Genomic DNA, 16,327 nt, shown 5'->3' on the forward strand with positions numbered 1-16,327 from the left:
TAGAGGGCATGGCCATGCTGAATATCGACACCCGCTTGCTCCAGGTCTTCGACGAAATCTACAAGACGCGCAGCGTCAGCCTGGCGGCCGAACAACTGGGACTGGGACAGCCGGCGGTCAGCATCGCGCTGGGCAAGCTGCGCCAGCACTTCGACGATCCGCTGTTCGTGCGCACCTCGACCGGGATGGACCCGACGCCGCTCGGCGAGGAGCTGGTGCAGCCGATCCGCGCCGCGATCGATGCCCTCGATGTGGCGCTGGGATATCGCAGCAGCTTCGATCCGGCCAGCGTCGAGCGCAGCTTTCGCATCGCCATGACCGACATCTCGCAGCTCGTGCTGCTGCCCGGGCTGTGGGCACGCCTGCGCGCGCAGGCCCCGGGGGTGCGCATCGAGGTGATCCATCTGGCGGCCGACACCCCCGCCCGCCTGGAGACGGGCGACATCGATCTGGCGCTCGGCTTCATGCCCCAGCTCGAGGCCGGCTTCTATCAGCAGGCCTTGTTCCGCCAGCACTATGTCTGCCTGGCGAGCGCCGACCACCCGCGCATCCGGGGCAGTCTCGATCTGGCGCAGTTCGAGGCCGAGGAGCACGCCGTGGTGACGACTTCAGGCACCGGCCACCATTACCTGGACCGTGAGCTGGCACGGCAGAACATCACCCGGCGGGTGGCGCTGCAGGTGCCGAACTTCATCGGCGTCGCCTTCGTCGTCGAGCACACCGAGCTGATCGTGACCATTCCCACCCGCCTCGGTGAAATGCTGCGGGGGCGCGGGCGCTTCTGCACCTACCCGGTGCCGTTTCCGCTCCCGGACTATGACATCAAGCAGCATTGGCACGAGCGCTTCCACCACGACCCGGGCAACCGCTGGCTGCGCGGGCTGATCCGCGAACTGCTCGGCGAGCCGGTGGGGGAGGAGCGGAAAGGGACGCTGCCCGCGGGCACGGCGCGGGCGGGTGAGCGTTAGGACTGGACGCCGCGGCGGACGATGTCGACGATGCCCGCGGCAATCTCTGCCGGGCTGCGCCGGCCTTCGCGGTACCAGATGAACACCCAGTTCAGCGCACCCAGCAGCACCAGGCGCAGCAGGGTGCGGTCCGCGCCCCGCGCCAGGGGGAGGGCGTCGATCAGATCCCGGTAAATCTTTTCGAACGCCTCGCGGTCGTCGCGGGTCATCGCCAGCAGGTTCTGATGGCCGGTGAACGCGAGGCTGCGCCCGGTGATGCGATCGATCGGCGAATCCCCGACCATGCCCGAGACGTGTACTTCGCAGGCGCGCCGCAGGCTGTCCCAGGGGTCGCTGCCGGCGGCGGCGGCGGCTTTCGCCCGTTCCTGCACGCGCTTGAAACCTTCCCGGTGCACGGCGAGATAGAGCGCCTCCTTGGAGGCGAAGTGGTGATAGACCGAACCTGGCAGCAGGCCGACTTCGCCGGCGATGTCGCGGATCGAGGTGCGGTCATAGCCTTGCTGGGCAAACAGCCGCGCCGCCGCGTGCAGGATCAGCTGGCGGCGGTCGAGCGCCATGCCCCCGCCATCGCCGCCTTTCCCGTGCTCCTCGCTGGCGTGGGCGTCGCGTGCCAGCCGGGTGCTGAGCGTGCCGCGCTCGAGCAGATGGCGCTGGCTCTCACTCAGCGCGTCGACCCCTTCGGGCGCCGCGTCGGCGAGCGCCTGGAGGCGCTTCACCGCGGTTTCGAGGCCGTGTTTCTGCCAGATGTAGCGCACCCCGGAGGCGGAGATCCGCAGCCCGTCGAGGCGCAGGCGCTCGGCGACGGCGGCCTGGCCGAGCTTCGGCTCGCTGCGGGCGAGGTCGAGGATGGCCGATTCGATCTCGTCGCCAGGGGTGGAAGTGAGGGCGGAAGGGGGGCTGTCCTGTGTCATCGGCGATAGGGCGGGACGGCGGTTCCGGAAGTGGGAGGCGAATTCTAGCTCGGTCGTCCGGCTTCGGCTCGGGCCTTCGCTGCAGGCGACTTCCATCATAGGATAATTATTTGAACAATGGTTTGACAAGTTAGTTTGTCCGGGTTAGTTTTGCATCGCCGTCGCAGCGCCCTTCCCTAGTCGTCGATCAATGCACCGGGGGACGTCCGGGCGATGCGCATGCGCCATACAGCAAGAGGGAGGTTCCGCGAAGCGGCCGAGCCCCGGTTTCACCCAGTCAAGACCTTCGGGCCCGAGCGGGCCCGGAATCACAATCCGGAGGAGCGAAGATGATCAAGATGAAGAAACTCGCAGTGCTGTGTTCGGCCCTCGGCCTGCTCGCCGGCCAGTCCGCACTGGCCGAGGTGGTGGTCGGTATTTCGGTGTCGACGACCGGCCCCGGGGCCTCGCTCGGGATTCCCGAGAAGAACGCGTTCGCCCTGCTGCCGGGCGAGATCGGCGGCGAGAAGGTGCGCTACATCGTGCTCGACGACGGCTCCGATCCGTCGAATGCGACCAAGAATGCGCGCAAGCTGGTCACCGAAGAAAAGGTCGATGTGCTGGTGGGCTCGGCGGTGACGCCGGCCAGTGCCGCGATTGCCCAGGTCGCGTTCGAGACCAAGACGCCGCACGTCGCCCTGTCGCCGGTCAGCCTGCCGGCCGACCGGGGCCACTGGGCGTTCCGCACCCCGCAGCACAACAGCGTGATGGCCGGGGCGCTGGTCGAGCACATGAAGTCCGCCGGGGTCAAGACGCTGGGCTTTATCGGCTTTTCCGATGCCTACGGCGATGAGTGGCTGGCCGCGCTCAATCCCCTGCTCGAACAGGCCGGGATCAAGCTCGGGGTGGTCGAACGCTATGCACGCAACGACACTTCGGTGACCGGCCAGGTGCTCAAGCTGGTCGCGGCACAGCCCGATGCGATCATCGTCGTCGGCTCCGGCAGCCCTGCCGCCCTGCCCCAGACCACCCTGGTCGAGCGCGGCTACAAGGGGCAGGTCTACCAGACCCACGCGGTCGCCAACCAGGCTTTCCTCAGCGTTGCCGGCAAGGCGGCCGACGGCGTGATCCTGCCGGTCGGGCCGGTGGTGGTGGTCAACCAGATCGCCGGCGATCACCCCTCGAAGCGCATCGGTGCCGCCTTCGTCCACCAGTACGAAGAAAAGTACGGTGCCGGCAGCTTCTCGTCCTTCGCCGGCCACGCCTACGACGCCTACCGCCTGCTCGAGGCGGCGGTTCCGGTCGCGCTCAAGAGCGCCCGCCCGGGTACGCCGGAGTTTCGCCAGGCGATGCGTGACGCCCTCGAGACCAACAAGGATGTGGTCGGGGTGCACGGGGTCTACAACATGAGTCCCGACGACCACTTCGGTCTCGACCAGCGCGGTCGCGTGCTGGTGCGCATCGACCAGGGCCGCTACACCCTGATCGGGCAGTGAGCGGCGGCGGAACAGGCGAGAGGAACATCATGAGCGTCGATACCCAGGAAATGGAGCGCATGTTCTCCCTGCCGGTGGTCAGCGTAGACCGGCGGCCGGACGGAACGCAGCTGTTGCGCTCCGGCATTCCCTTTCCCGATACCTACACCCGTTGCGTGGGCGACTGGTTCGAGCACTGGGCGAAGGCGGCGCCCGATCGCCTGTTCCTCGCCGAGCGCGACCGTGCCGGCGCGTGGGTGCGGCTGAGCTACGGCGAGGCCCGCCGCCGCGTGCTGGCGATCGCGACCTGGCTGCTCGGACAGAAGCTGTCGGCCGAGCGCCCGGTGGTGATCCTGTCCGACAACTCGATCGAGCACGCCCTGCTGATGCTGGCGGCGATGCACATCGGTGTCCCTTCGAGCGCGATCTCGCCGGGCAACTCGCTGATGTCGAAGGACTTCGTCAAGCTCAAGGGCAACATCGAGCTGCTCCGCCCCGGGCTCATCTATGCCGACCCGGTGGAGCGCTTCGCCCCCGCGCTGGCGGCGATCGGCGAGCTCCACGACGGCGTCGTGGTCGCCGGCGGCAACAGCGCGCCGACCGCCGGCACCCTGCCGTTCGCGATGCTCGAGCGCGATGCCGACGAGGCCGCGGTGATGGCGGCCTTCGCCCGCATCACCCCCGACACCATCGGCAAGTTCCTGTTCACTTCGGGCTCGGTGGGCACGCCGAAGGCGGTGATCAACACCCAGCGCATGATGTGCTCGAACCAGACGGCGAAGGCGCTGATGTGGCCTTTCCTCGCCGGCGAGCCGCCGGTGCTGGTCGAATGGCTGCCGTGGAGCCACACCTTCGGCAGCAATCACAACATGAACATGGTGCTGCGCTGGGGCGGGTCGGTGTACATCGACGACGGCAAGCCGACGCCGGCGCTGCTCGAGCGCACGGTGAACAACCTCAAGGAAGTGTCGCCGACGATGTACTTCAACGTCCCGCGCGCCTACGACATGCTGGTGCCGCTGCTGCGCGAGGACGCCGCCCTGCGCGAGAGCTTCTTCCGCCGGCTGAAGTTCATCTTCTACGCCGGCGCGGCGCTGCCGCACCACCTGTGGTCGGCGCTCGAGGAATTGTCCGAGGCCACCACCGGCAGGAAAGTGATGATCGTGTCCTCGTGGGGCTCGACCGAGACCGCACCGATGGCCACCGACTGCCATTTCGATGCGATCCGCTCGGGAGTGATCGGGGTGCCGATTCCGGGCACCACGCTCAAGCTCGTGCCTTCGGCGGACAAGCTCGAAGTGCGGGTGAAGGGGCCGAACGTGTTCCCCGGCTACTGGAAGCAGCCCGAGATCACGGCGAAATCCTTCGACGAGGAAGGCTTCTACATGATCGGCGACGCGGTCGAGTTCGTCGATCCCGCACGCCCCGAGCTCGGCCTGCTGTTCGACGGCCGCATCGGCGAGGACTTCAAGCTGCTCACCGGCACCTGGGTCCATGTCGGTTCGCTGCGGGTGGCCGGCATCGATGCGATGAAGCCGATCGCCCAGGACATCGTCGTCACCGGCCACGACCGCGACGAGATCGGCTTCCTGGTCTTCCCCAACATTCCGGAATGCCGCCGCCTGTGCCCGGGCCTGGCGCCGGACGCTTCCCTGGTCGACGTGCTGATGAACCCCGAGATCCGCAGCCGCATCCGCCACGGCATGGCGATGATGAAAGGCAAGGGCGGCGGCACCTCGACCTACCCCACCCGTGCCCTGCTGATGGCCGAGCCGCCTTCGGTGGAGGCCGGCGAGATCACCGACAAGGGTTACATCAACCAGCGCATCGCGCTCAGCCGCCGTGCCGACCTGGTCGAGTTTCTCCATGCCGACCTGCCGGACAAGACCGTGATCACGGTGCACGCCGCAATCTGAACTACCGGAACAAAACAATGACAATGAGCGAACGACTGGTCCGGACCTCGACCGAAGACCACATCTATACCGTCACCCTGGCGCGGCCGGAAAAGCGCAACGCGATCAGCGACCGCCTGCTCGAAGCACTCGAGCAGGCCCTGATCGCGACCCCGGTCGGCACGCGGGCGATCATCCTCGCCGGCGACGGCGAGCACTTCTGTGCCGGGCTCGACCTGTCCGAACACCAGCACCGCGAGCCTTTCGGGGTGATGCTGCACTCGCGCGGCTGGCACCGCATCTTCGACCGCCTCCAGAACGGCGGCATTCCGGTGGTGAGCGCGCTGCAGGGGGCGGTGATCGGCGGCGGGCTGGAGCTGGCGATGTCCACCCACGTGCGGGTGGCCGAGCCGGACACGATCTACCAGCTGCCTGAAGGCCGCCACGGCATCTTCGTCGGCGGCGGCGGCTCGGTGCGGGTGGCGCGCATCATCGGCGCCGGGCGGATGTGCGAAATGATGCTCACCGGGCGCATCCTCGACGCCGAAGACGGCCAGCGCCTGGGCCTGTCGCACTATCTGGTCGGTGCCGGTGAGAGCCTGGCGAAGGCGCAGCAGCTGGCCCGGCGCATCGCCGAGAACGCGCCGATGGCGAACTGGGCGATGGTGTCGGCGATCTCGCGCATCGACAACATGGCGAGCGAGGACGGCCTGTTCGTCGAGTCGCTGACCGCCGCCCTGACCCAGACCAGCCCCGAAGTCGCCGAGCGCATCGGCCATTTCCTCAACCGCAAAGGCAAGGGACCGCAGCAATGAGCAACCCGTACTCCGCATCCGAAGCGTCGGCGCTGAGCAGCGCCTACGACGACATCTGGCTGGTCGCCGGCCAGCGCACCCCGTTCGCCGACTACAACGGCGTGCTGCGCGACGTTTCGCCCACCGACCTGGGCATCTTTGCCGCGCGCGCGCTGTTCGAGAAGAGCGGCATCCCCGCCACCGAAGTCGGCGCCATCGTCGCCGGCAACATGGCGCAGGCGAGCTTCGACGCCTATTTCCTGCCGCGCCACGTCGGCCTCTATTCCGGCGTCGATCCGAACGTGCCGGCGGTGCTGGTGCAGCGCCTGTGCGGCACCGGCTTCGAGACCATCCTCAGCGCCGCCGACCAGATCACCCTGGGCAAGGCGCAGGTGGTGCTGTGCGTGGGCGCCGAGTCGATGTCGCGCAACCCGGTGGCGGCCTACACCCACCGCGCCGGGTTTCGCATGGGGCAGGTCGATTTCCGCGACTTCCTGTGGGAAGCGACCAAGGACACCGCGCCCGCGGCAAGCATGGGCGACACTGCCGAGAACCTCGCCCGGCGCTACGGCATCGGCCGCGAGGAGGTCGACCGCTTCGCCGAGCAGAGCTTCGAGCGCGCGCTCGCCGGTTGGGAAAGCGGCTACTTCGATGGCGAGGTGTGCCCGGTGACCAACGCCACGTGGACGCTCGACGGCTACCAGCCGCGCAGCCTCAAGCTCGCCGACCGCGCCGTGTGCTGCGAACGCGACGGCCACGTGCGCCCGACCCCCTTCGAGACCCTGCAAAAGCTCAAGCCCGCCTTCGGCGGCGTGCAGACCGGCGGCAACAGCTCGGCGATCGTCGATGGCGCGGCGGCGGTGATCGTCGCCCGCGGCGACTGGGTGCGCGCCCACGGCCTGACCCCGCTGGCGCGCATCGTCGCCGGGGCGGTGGTGGCGGTGCCGCCGGAGATCATGGGCATCGGCCCGGCCCCGGCGATCCGCGCCGCGGCGCGCACCGCCGGGCTCGGCGTCGGCGACTTCGGCCGCATCGAGATCAACGAGGCCTTCGGTGCGCAGTACCTCGCCTGCGAGCGCGAGCTCGGGCTCGACCGCGACAAGGTCAACGTCCATGGCGGCGCGATCGCGATCGGCCATCCGCTGGGCACTTCGGGCGTGCGCCTGACCACCACGGTGGCGCGCGAGCTGAAGGAAGCCGGCCTGCAGCACGGCGTGTCGTCGGCGTGCTGCGGCGGCGGCCAGGGGGTGGCGATCGTGCTCGAGAATGCAGGCTGACACAGGACCGGAGAACGCATCATGAAACTCGCAGGCAATACCTTCATCGTCACCGGCGGCGCGTCCGGCCTCGGTGAGGCGACCGTGCGCGCCCTCCACGGCGGCGGCGCGCAGGTGCTGATCGCCGACCTCAACGTCGAGGCCGGGGAAGGCCTCGCCGCCGCCCTCGGCGCACGCGCCGCGTTCGCTCGCACCAACGTCGCCGACGAGGGCGACGCGCAGGCTGCGGTCGAACTGGCGCAAGCGCGCTTCGGCGGCGTGCACGGGCTGGTCAATTGCGCCGGCATCGGCAACGCCGGCAAGGTGCTGGGCAAGAACGGCCCGCTGGCGCTGGCCGAGTTCACGCGCTCGATCCAGGTGAACCTGATCGGCACCTTCAACATGATCCGCCTCGCCGCGGCGGCGATGGCGCAGGGGGCGGAGCAGGCCGACGGCGAGCGCGGGGTGATCATCAACACCGCCTCGATCGCCGCCTTCGAAGGCCAGATCGGCCAGGCCGCCTACGCCGCCTCGAAGGGGGGCATCGTGTCGATGACCCTGCCGATCGCGCGCGAGCTGGCGAAAAGCGGGATCCGCGTCGTCACCATCGCCCCCGGCCTGTTCCTGACCCCGATGATGCATACCCTGCCGCCCGAGATCCAGGCTTCGCTGGCGGCCTCGGTGCCCTTCCCGCCGCGCCTCGGCCAGCCTGCCGAGTACGCCCGGCTGGTGTGCAGCATCGTCGACAACGTCATGATCAACGGCGAGACCATCCGTCTCGACGGCGCGATCCGGCTGGCGCCGCGCTGAACCGCCGGGCAACGAGGAGAGCGCCGAACATGGTCGATTACAACGCGCCGCTGCGCGACATGCAGTTCATCCTGGACGAGCTCGCCGGGCTCGACGAGATCGCCGCCCTGCCCGGTTGCGAGGAGGCTTCGCCCGAGCTGGTGGCGGCGGTGCTCGAAGAGGCCGGCCGCTTCGCCGCCGGCGTGCTGGCGCCGATCAACTATCCGGGCGACGTCGAGGGCTGCCGCCTGGACGGCGACGGGCGGGTGCACGTGCCCGCAGGTTGGCAGCAGGCTTACGCGCGCTTCGCCGAAGCGGGCTGGATCGGGCTGTCGCTGCCGCAGGCGTGGGGCGGCCAGGGCCTGCCGCGGATCCTGTCCACCGCGGTGTGGGAGATGTGGTTCTCCACCAACATGGCGTTTACCATGCTGCCCCAGCTCAACGTCAGCCAGGCCGAGGCGCTGCTGATCGCCGCCAGCGAGGCGCAGAAGGAGACCTGGCTGCGCAAGGTGGTGAGCGGCGAGTGGGGGAGCACGATGAACCTCACCGAGCCGCAGGCCGGCTCCGACCTCGCCGCCACCCGCGCCCGCGCCGAGCCGCAGGCCGACGGCAGCTACCGCCTGTTCGGGCAGAAGATCTTCATTTCCTACGGCGAGCACGAGCTCACCGCCAACATCGTCCATCTGGTGCTCGCGCGCCTGCCCGATGCGCCCGCGGGGGTGAAGGGGCTGTCGCTGTTCATCGTCCCCAAGTACCTGCTCGACGCCGACGGCGAGCCGGCGGCGAAGAACGACGTGCGCTGTATCTCGATCGAGCACAAGCTCGGCATCCACGGCAGCCCGACGTGCACGATGAGCTACGGCGATGGTGGTGGTGCGGTGGGCTACCTGCTCGGCGCCCCCAACCGTGGCCTGGAGACGATGTTCATCATGATGAACGAGGCCCGCTTCGGCGTCGGCGTCCAGGGCGTGGGGCTGGGCGAGCGCGCCTACCAGTTCGCCCTCGCCCATGCGCGCGAGCGCGTGCAGGGGCGCGATGCGCTCAGCGGCGCGAGCGGGCGGCCGATCCTGTGCCACCCCGACGTCAAGCGCATGCTGCTGTCGATGCGGGCGCGGCTGATGGCGATGCGCGCGCTGCTGTACACCGCCGCGGGCTGGTTCGACCGCGCCCGCCACCACCCCGACCCCGAGGTCGCCGGCCGCTGCCAGCGCTACGTCGACCTGCTGATGCCGGTGGCCAAGGGCTGGTGCACCGAAGTCGGCAACGAGATCTGCGACGACGCCATCCAGGTTTTCGGCGGCATGGGCTTCGTCGAGGAGACCGGCATCGCCCAGTTCTTCCGCGACGCCCGCATCACCACCATCTACGAAGGCACCACCGGCATCCAGGGCAACGACCTCGTCGGGCGCAAGATCCTGCGCGAGAACGGCGAGACCCTGCGCGAGCTCCTCGCCGAGTTGCGCGCGACCCTGGAGGCGCTGCGTGCGGACGGCAGCCTGGGCGAAATCGCCGACGGTTTCGCCGACAACATCGACGCCCTCGAGGGGGCGGCGGACTGGATCCTCGCCAACGGCCGCGACCAGCCCGCCGACGTGCTCGCCGGCGCGGTGCCTTTCCTGATGCTGCTCGGCACGGTGTGCGGCGGCTGGCAGCTGGCGCGGGTCGCGCTCGCGGCGCAGCGACGGCTGGCGGGGGGGGCGAGGGGCAGGGCGAGGCGGGCGATCCGGTCTATCTGCACAGCCTGATCGAACTCACCCGCTTCTACTTTGCCACCATCGGCCCCCAGGCCGCGGCCCACGCCGCCACCGTGCGCGAGGCGGGTGGCGCGCTGTCGCGCTTCCCGGAAAGCGCGTTCTGAGAGCCCCCAGGAAACGGCCTCGCCGTTTCCGCCCGCCGGGGGCAACAAAAGCCGCCCTGCGCTTTTCCGGGTGAGGCTGGCGGAGAGGCCCACGGATCGCCCGGTCCATGGGCCTTTTCACGCATAAAAGTTTGAGCAAAACTAATTTGTTAGAATGGAGGCCTTGAAGACAGACAGGAAGTTCAATGTGTGGCATTGCAGGTGAGTTGAGATTCGACGGCCAGGCCCCCGATCTGGCCGTGCTGGCGCGGATGAACGCGCAGCAGACCCGGCGCGGGCCGGACGGCGGTGGAGTGCATGCGCAGGGCAGCCAGGCCTGGGGGCATCGCCGGCTGAAGATCATGGATCTGTCCGAGTCGGCGCAGCAGCCGATGTTCGACCCCGCGTTGGGGCTGGGGATCGTGTTCAACGGTGCGATCTACAACCATCCCGAACTGCGCCGCGAGCTCGAGGGCAAGGGCTATTCGTTCTATTCGCATGGCGACACCGAAGTGCTGCTCAAGGCCTACCACGCCTGGGGCGAGGACTTCGTCCGCCGCGTAAACGGCATGTTCGCGTTCGCCCTCTGGGAGCGCGACAGCGGTCGTGTGCTGCTCGGCCGCGACCGCCTCGGGATCAAGCCGCTGTATTACGCGCCGATCGACGGCGGGCTGCGCTTCGCCTCCGCGCTGCCGGCGCTGCTCGCCGCGGGGGGCGTGGACACCGCGATCGACCCGGCGGCGCTCAACTACTACCTGTCCTTCCACGCCGTGGTGCCTGCGCCCCACACCCTGCTCGCCGGCGTGCGCAAGCTCGCGCCCGGCACCTTGATGCGCATCGAGGCCGACGGCCGGCGCAGCGAGCGCCGCTTCTGGTCGCTGGAGTACGCCCGCGACGCCGCCGACGAGGGGTGCAGCTTCGAGGAGTGGACCGAGATCCTGCTCGAGGCCCTGCGCGCCGCGGTCAGGCGCCGCCTGGTGGCGGATGTGCCGGTGGGGGCGCTCCTGTCGGGCGGCGTCGACTCCAGCCTGATCGTCGGCCTGATGGCTGAAGCCGGGGTCAAGGAACTGCGCACCTACAACGTCGGCTTCGCCGACGTCGGCGGCGAGAAGGGCAACGAATTCGAATATGCCGACATCGTCGCGCGTGCGTTCGGCACGGTGCATGAGCGGATCTTCGTGCCCGAGGGCGAGCTGCTCACCCGCCTGCCCGAGGCGGTGGCGGCGATGAACGAGCCGATGGTGAGCCACGACTGCATCGGCTTCTACCTGCTCGCCGAGGCGGTGAGCCGCCACACCAAGGTGGTGCAGAGCGGGCAGGGTGCGGACGAGGTCTTCGGCGGCTACCACTGGTATCCGAAGCTCGCCGCCAGCGCCGATCCGGTGGCCGACTATCTTGCCGCCTTCCGCGACCGCGATTTCGCCGAGTATTCGCGCGTGGTCGGTCCGCAGTGGCAGGGCGTCGATGCGAGTGCGGCCTACGTTGCCGCCAGCTTCGGTGCGCCGGGGGCGGACGATCCGGTGGAGAAGGCGCTGCGCCTGGACACCACGGTGATGCTCGTCGACGACCCGGTGAAGCGCGTCGATAACATGACGATGGCTTTCGGTCTGGAGGCGCGCGTGCCTTTCCTCGACCACGAGCTGGTCGAGCTCGCCGCGCGCATCCCGGTGCGCCACAAGCTCGCCCACGGCGGCAAGGGGGTGCTCAAGGAGGCCGCGCGCAAGCTGATCCCGGCGGCGGTGATCGACCGCCCGAAAGGCTACTTCCCGGTGCCGGCGCTGAAGTACCTGCAGGGGCCGGTGCTCGAGCGCGTGCGCGATGCGCTGTCGAGCCGCGCCGCGCGCGAGCGCGGGCTGTTCCGCCAGGACTATGTCGACCTGCTGCTCGCCGACCCGTCCGCCCACATCACCCCGCTGCGCGGCTCCAAGCTGTGGCAGCTGGGCCTGCTCGAGTGGTGGCTGCAGACCCATCTCGGCTGAGGATGCGCTCATGATCCGCAAGCACATCGCCCGCGCGCTGCGCGCCGGGCACCGGCCCTCGCACCTGCCCCTGCTGCTGCCCGCCGGCCAGCCCGAGGCGGCCGGGATGCCCGCCAACGTCGTCGTCGACTGCGGCTGGGGGCGGCTGCTGCCGGCCCAGACCTGGCGCGATCCGGCCGCACTCGCCCACGCCCTGCTCGCGGAGCGCGCCGGCCAGCGCGACATCGCGTTCTACGTCGAGAAGCCGCAGGTGGTGGTGGCGAGCGCGCCGCAGCAGCTGTTCCTCGATCCGTCCGACGCCTTCCGCCTCAACCTCACCGCCTATCATCCGCAGTCGGCCGGACGGCGCGGCTTCACCCTGCGCCGTCTGCGCACGCGGGCCGACGTCGCCGCGATCAACGTCCTCTACCGCGCGCGGCGCATGGTGGCGGTGGATGCGCCGGCGGTATGGAAGGCGCGTGCCAGCCGCTCGGTCAGCTATGCGCTCGCCGAGGACCGTGCGAGCGGCGAGGTGATCGGGGTGGCGATGGGGCTGGATCACGTCGAAGCGTTCGCCGATCCGCAGCACGGCGCCAGCCTGTGGGCGCTGGCGGTGGCGCCGCAGGCGGCCCATCCGGGGGTGGGCGAAGCGCTGGTGCGCTATCTGGCCGAGCACTTCATGGCGCGCGGGCGCGAGTGGATGGACGTCTCGGTGCTGCACGACAACGAGCAGGCGATCGCGCTCTACGAGAAGCTTGGCTTCCAGCGCATCCCGGCGTTCGCGGTGAAGCGGCGCAACGCGATCAACGAGCCGCTGTTCACCGGCGGCGGCGAGGGCCTGCAGGCGCTCAACCCCTACGCCCGCCTGCTCGTGGATGAAGCGGTGCGGCGCGGCATCCATGCCGAGGCGATCGATGCCGAGAACGGCTACTTCCGCCTCACCCTGGGTGGGCGCAGCATCGTCTGCCGCGAGTCGCTGTCCGAACTGACCAGCGCGGTGGCGATGAGCCGCTGCCAGGACAAGCGGGTCACGCTGAAGCTGCTCGCCGCCGCCGGGCTGGCGGTGCCGCGCCAGGCCAGCGTCGATGGGGACGGCGCCGCCGCCGATGAACGCTGGCCGGCCCTGCTCGCCGAGTGCGGCGCGGTGGTGGTGAAGCCGGTCGAGGGCGAGCAGGGCAAGGGGATCAGCGTCGACCTGCGTCGCGCCGACGAAGTGCGCGCGGCGATCGCGCGCGCGCAGCGCTTCTGCGACCGGGTGATCGTCGAGGAATGCTGCCGCGGCGAGGATCTGCGCATCGTCGTCATCGACGGCAAGGTGGTGGCGGCCGCGGTGCGGCGCCCCCCGGTGGTGGTGGGCGATGGGGTGAGCACCGTCGCCGAGCTCATCGCGCGCCAGAGCCGGCGCCGCGCCGCCGCCACCGGCGGTGAAGCGCGCATCCCGCTCGACGACGAAACCGTGCGCTGCATCGGCGTCCAGGGGCATCGGCTGGAGACGGTGCTCGACGTCGACGTGCGCCTGCAGGTGCGCAACACCGCCAACCTGCACACCGGCGGCACCATCCACGACGTCACCGCCGAGCTCCACCCGGCGCTGCGCACGGCGGCCGAACGCGCCGCGCGCACGCTCGACATCCCGGTCACCGGGCTGGACTTCCTGGTGCCGGCGATCGATGGCCCCGACTACGTGATCATCGAAGCCAACGAGCGCCCCGGCCTCGCCAACCACGAGCCCCAGCCGACCGCGGAGCGCTTCATCGATTTGCTGTTCCCGCGCACGCGCGCGCTGGAATGAGCGTCCGGGGCGGGCTGCGGGTGGGGCCCGCCGGGCCCGCCACCCCGCAAAGGAGAGACGACGACATGAACGACCCCGGCAGCCATCTGGCCCTTCCCGCGATCGACTACGCCTACCTCGAGGAAACCCTGCTCCAGCTGCTCGCCATTCCCAGCCCGGTTGGCCTCACCGATGCCGCGGTGCGCTACACCGCGGGCCGCCTCGAGGCGCTCGGCATTCCCTACGAGATCACCCGCCGCGGCGCGATCCGCGCCACCCTGCGCGGCCAGGCCTCGCAGCCGGCACGCGCGGTGGTCGCCCACCTCGACACCCTGGGGGCGATGGTGCGCGCGCTCAAGCCCAACGGCCGCCTCGAGATCGTGCCGATCGGCCACTGGTCGGCGCGCTTTGCCGAAGGCGGGCGGCTGACGGTGTTCACCGACCACGGCCAGGTGCGCGGCACCTGCCTGCCGCTGAAGACCTCCGGTCACGCCTTCGGCGACGAGGTCGACGCCCAGCCGGTAGGGTGGGAGCAGGTCGAGGTGCGCGTCGACCTGCCCGCGACCTGCCGCGAGGATCTGCTTGCCGCCGGGCTCGAGGTCGGCGACTGGATCGCCTTCGATCCCCAGCCCGAGATCCAGCCCGGCGGCTACATCAACGCGCGCTACCTCGACGACAAGGCCGCGGTGGCGGCGCTGCTGACCGCGTGCAAGGCGGTGCGCGACCACCGCCTGGTGCTGCCGGTCGATGTCCATCCGCTGCTGACCATCACCGAGGAAATCGGCTCCGGCGCCTCGGCCGCGCTGCATGGCGAGATTGCCGAGATGGTGAGCCTGGACATCTCGATCGCTGCCGAAGGTCAGAACACTTCCGAGCACGCGGCGACGATCTGCATGCAGGACATGTCCGGCCCGTTCGACTACCACCTCACCCACAAGCTGATCGCGCTCGCCCACGCCCACGGCATTCCCCACCGGCGCGACATCTTCCGCTACTACCGCTCGGACTCGGCGGCCGCGGTCGAGGCCGGCAACGATATCCGCACCGCGCTGATCGGCTTCGGCGGCGACGCTTCCCATGCCCAGGAGCGCACCCACCGCGACGCCCTCGAGGCGCTCACCCGGCTGGTGGTGGCCTACATGACGAGCGAACCGGTGGCGCGCCGCGATTGCCGCTCGATGGGCTCGCTCGACGGCTTCACCGAGCAGCTCTGCCCCGGCGACATGGCGGTGCCGAACACGCCGCTGCCGGTGCCGGAAAGCTTTCTCGGCGATCCGGCACCGCACGGCGAGGCTCAGAAGCGGTAGCGGATGCCCACCATGGCCGCGGTCTGCGAGCCGCCGGCCGGCGGTGCGATGCCGGCGCCCACGGAGGCCGCGTACTGCGCCTTCGAACTGTTGTTGATGCGGGCGATCTGGGCGTAGGGCGAGAAGTCCTTGTCGACGAAGTAGAAGCCGCGCAGGACGTAGAGTTCGGCGTCGCGGTCCTGGTCGTCGTTGGTGATGCGGTGGTAGCCGCCGTCGAGCATCCACTTCGCGCCGAAGTTCCACGCCCCTTCGACGAAGTAGGTATCGGAGGAAACATCGGTGCCGGCGGTGTCGAGGTCCCGTCCGAGCCAGCCGATGCCCACCTTGCCGCCGCTGCCGATTTTCATGTGCGCACCGAGATGGATGCGGCGGTCGCTGTCGCTCGAATTGGCGAAGGCGATCGGGGCGGTGCCGTTGAAGAAGAAGGCAGTGGCGCCCTTGCCGCCGCGTTGCTCGTCGATCGCGGCGGAGATGCCGAAGCGCTCGTCGGTGTACTTCAGCATCGCCGACCAGCCCCGGCAGCTGTTGCTGTCGGCCGCCGCGCTTTCACCCGCACAGGTTCCGGAGGCCGGCGCACCGCCGGAGGTGTCGCGCGCCAGGCTGTAGGTGGCACCGAGCGAAACCTTGCCGAATTTGCCGCGCCAGGCCAGGGAATTGTCGTAGCGTGCGTTGGGCAGGTAGGCATCGAGCGAGCCCATGGCGTAGATGTTGGGGCCGAGCAGGTCGGCATCCATGGCGTAGATCAGCATCGAATACTGGCGGCCGATCGAGAAGGTGCCGTAGGGCGTTTCGAGGCCGGCGAAGAGCTGACGGCCGAAGAGGCGCCCTCCCTGGCCCAGGGTGCCGCTGTCGAGGTTGAAACCGGTCTCGAGGGTGGCGATGGCATTGACGTCCGGCGTGATCGCCTTGCTGAAGCGAAAGCCGAGGCGCGAGGCGATGGTGCCGGTGATGCCCGGCACGCGTGTCAGGCTGCCGGTCTTGGCGCCGTCCTGGATGTTGGTGATGCGTTCCACACCACCGTCGAGGATGCCGTAGATCGAGAGTCCCTTGGGCAGTCCGGGCATCGCCGAGGCCGGGGCGGCAGCCGGTGCGCTGGCCACTTTCTGTTCGATCCGGGTGACGGCCTTGTCCTGGCTTTCCTGCTGGGCGAGCAGGCGCTGGATCAATGCGCGCTGTTCGGCCAGCTCGCGCTTTAGGGCCTCGATTTCGCTCTCGGCCTGGGCCGGCAGACTGGCGCCAATGCCCAGGGCTGCGGCCAGGGCGAGGACCAGCGGCTTTGCGGTGACGCGGTGCTTGTGCGGAAAGTCGATTCTCATTGCATCTCCTCGGATATTTTTATGATGATTGAGCGCGGACGAAGCCGTGCCCCTGCTCCCGTGGCCGGGAA

General features: G+C 69.5%; 11 protein-coding genes and 1 pseudogene. 10 read left to right on the forward strand and 2 right to left on the reverse strand.

Annotated elements, in window-relative coordinates; translation table 11 throughout:
* The first annotated feature begins 8 nt into the window (after positions 1 to 8).
* Positions 9 to 968: a LysR family transcriptional regulator gene (locus tag Tchl_RS05380; RefSeq protein ID WP_232311662.1), complete on the forward strand. Its 960-nt coding sequence runs from the start codon at positions 9 to 11 to the stop codon at positions 966 to 968.
* Here Tchl_RS05380 and Tchl_RS05385 read toward each other — a convergent pair.
* Complete coding sequence (locus Tchl_RS05385) at positions 965 to 1,879, reverse strand: TetR/AcrR family transcriptional regulator (protein WP_075147492.1); 915 nt, start codon at positions 1,877 to 1,879, stop codon at positions 965 to 967. The two genes, Tchl_RS05380 and Tchl_RS05385, sit on opposite strands and share 4 nt — an antisense overlap.
* Positions 1,880 to 2,217: 338 nt before the next feature.
* Here Tchl_RS05385 and Tchl_RS05390 point away from each other — a divergent pair, with 338 nt between their 5' ends.
* The 9 genes and pseudogenes from Tchl_RS05390 (at position 2,218) to Tchl_RS05430 (ending at position 14,940) form a co-directional block, all read left to right on the forward strand.
* Positions 2,218 to 3,354 (forward strand): ABC transporter substrate-binding protein, encoded by a 1,137-nt coding sequence (locus tag Tchl_RS05390; RefSeq protein WP_198159015.1) that lies wholly within the window; start codon positions 2,218 to 2,220, stop codon positions 3,352 to 3,354.
* A gap of 29 nt (positions 3,355 to 3,383) precedes the next feature.
* The gene (locus Tchl_RS05395; RefSeq protein WP_075147494.1) at positions 3,384 to 5,249 is read left to right on the forward strand and encodes a feruloyl-CoA synthase; all 1,866 of its coding nucleotides are present in this window, start codon (positions 3,384 to 3,386) and stop codon (positions 5,247 to 5,249) included.
* A 23-nt stretch (positions 5,250 to 5,272) separates the two neighbouring features.
* Entirely contained in the window at positions 5,273 to 6,043 is a 771-nt protein-coding gene (locus tag Tchl_RS05400) for a crotonase/enoyl-CoA hydratase family protein (protein ID WP_075147495.1), read from the forward strand.
* A complete protein-coding gene (locus tag Tchl_RS05405; protein WP_075147496.1) occupies positions 6,040 to 7,299 on the forward strand; it encodes a thiolase family protein in 1,260 nt (419 codons plus the stop codon). The genes Tchl_RS05400 and Tchl_RS05405 overlap by 4 nt, the downstream gene beginning before the upstream one ends.
* Before the next feature lie 21 nt (positions 7,300 to 7,320).
* Complete coding sequence (locus Tchl_RS05410; RefSeq protein ID WP_075147497.1) at positions 7,321 to 8,088, forward strand: SDR family NAD(P)-dependent oxidoreductase; 768 nt, start codon at positions 7,321 to 7,323, stop codon at positions 8,086 to 8,088.
* 29 nt (positions 8,089 to 8,117) lie between these two features.
* Positions 8,118 to 9,925 (forward strand): annotated as a pseudogene (locus Tchl_RS05415) (acyl-CoA dehydrogenase).
* Positions 9,926 to 10,110: 185 nt separating this feature from the next.
* Positions 10,111 to 11,883, forward strand: a complete 1,773-nt coding sequence (locus Tchl_RS05420) for an N-acetylglutaminylglutamine amidotransferase (protein ID WP_075147498.1) — start codon at positions 10,111 to 10,113, stop codon at positions 11,881 to 11,883.
* Positions 11,884 to 11,893: 10 nt separating this feature from the next.
* Positions 11,894 to 13,654, forward strand: coding sequence for an N-acetylglutaminylglutamine synthetase (ngg, locus tag Tchl_RS05425; RefSeq protein WP_075147499.1), 1,761 nt, complete (start codon positions 11,894 to 11,896; stop codon positions 13,652 to 13,654).
* A gap of 65 nt (positions 13,655 to 13,719) precedes the next feature.
* Entirely contained in the window at positions 13,720 to 14,940 is a 1,221-nt protein-coding gene (locus Tchl_RS05430; protein ID WP_075147500.1) for an osmoprotectant NAGGN system M42 family peptidase, read from the forward strand.
* Here Tchl_RS05430 and Tchl_RS05435 read toward each other — a convergent pair.
* Positions 14,928 to 16,256 carry a porin gene (locus Tchl_RS05435; RefSeq protein ID WP_160113133.1) on the reverse strand — a complete coding sequence of 443 codons (1,329 nt, stop codon included), beginning with the start codon at positions 16,254 to 16,256 and terminating at the stop codon, positions 14,928 to 14,930. The genes Tchl_RS05430 and Tchl_RS05435 overlap by 13 nt on opposite strands.
* Positions 16,257 to 16,327: the final 71 nt, after the last annotated feature.

It is taken from the genome of Thauera chlorobenzoica (genome assembly GCF_001922305.1).
Taxonomy (GTDB): Bacteria; Pseudomonadota; Gammaproteobacteria; order Burkholderiales; family Rhodocyclaceae; genus Thauera; species Thauera chlorobenzoica.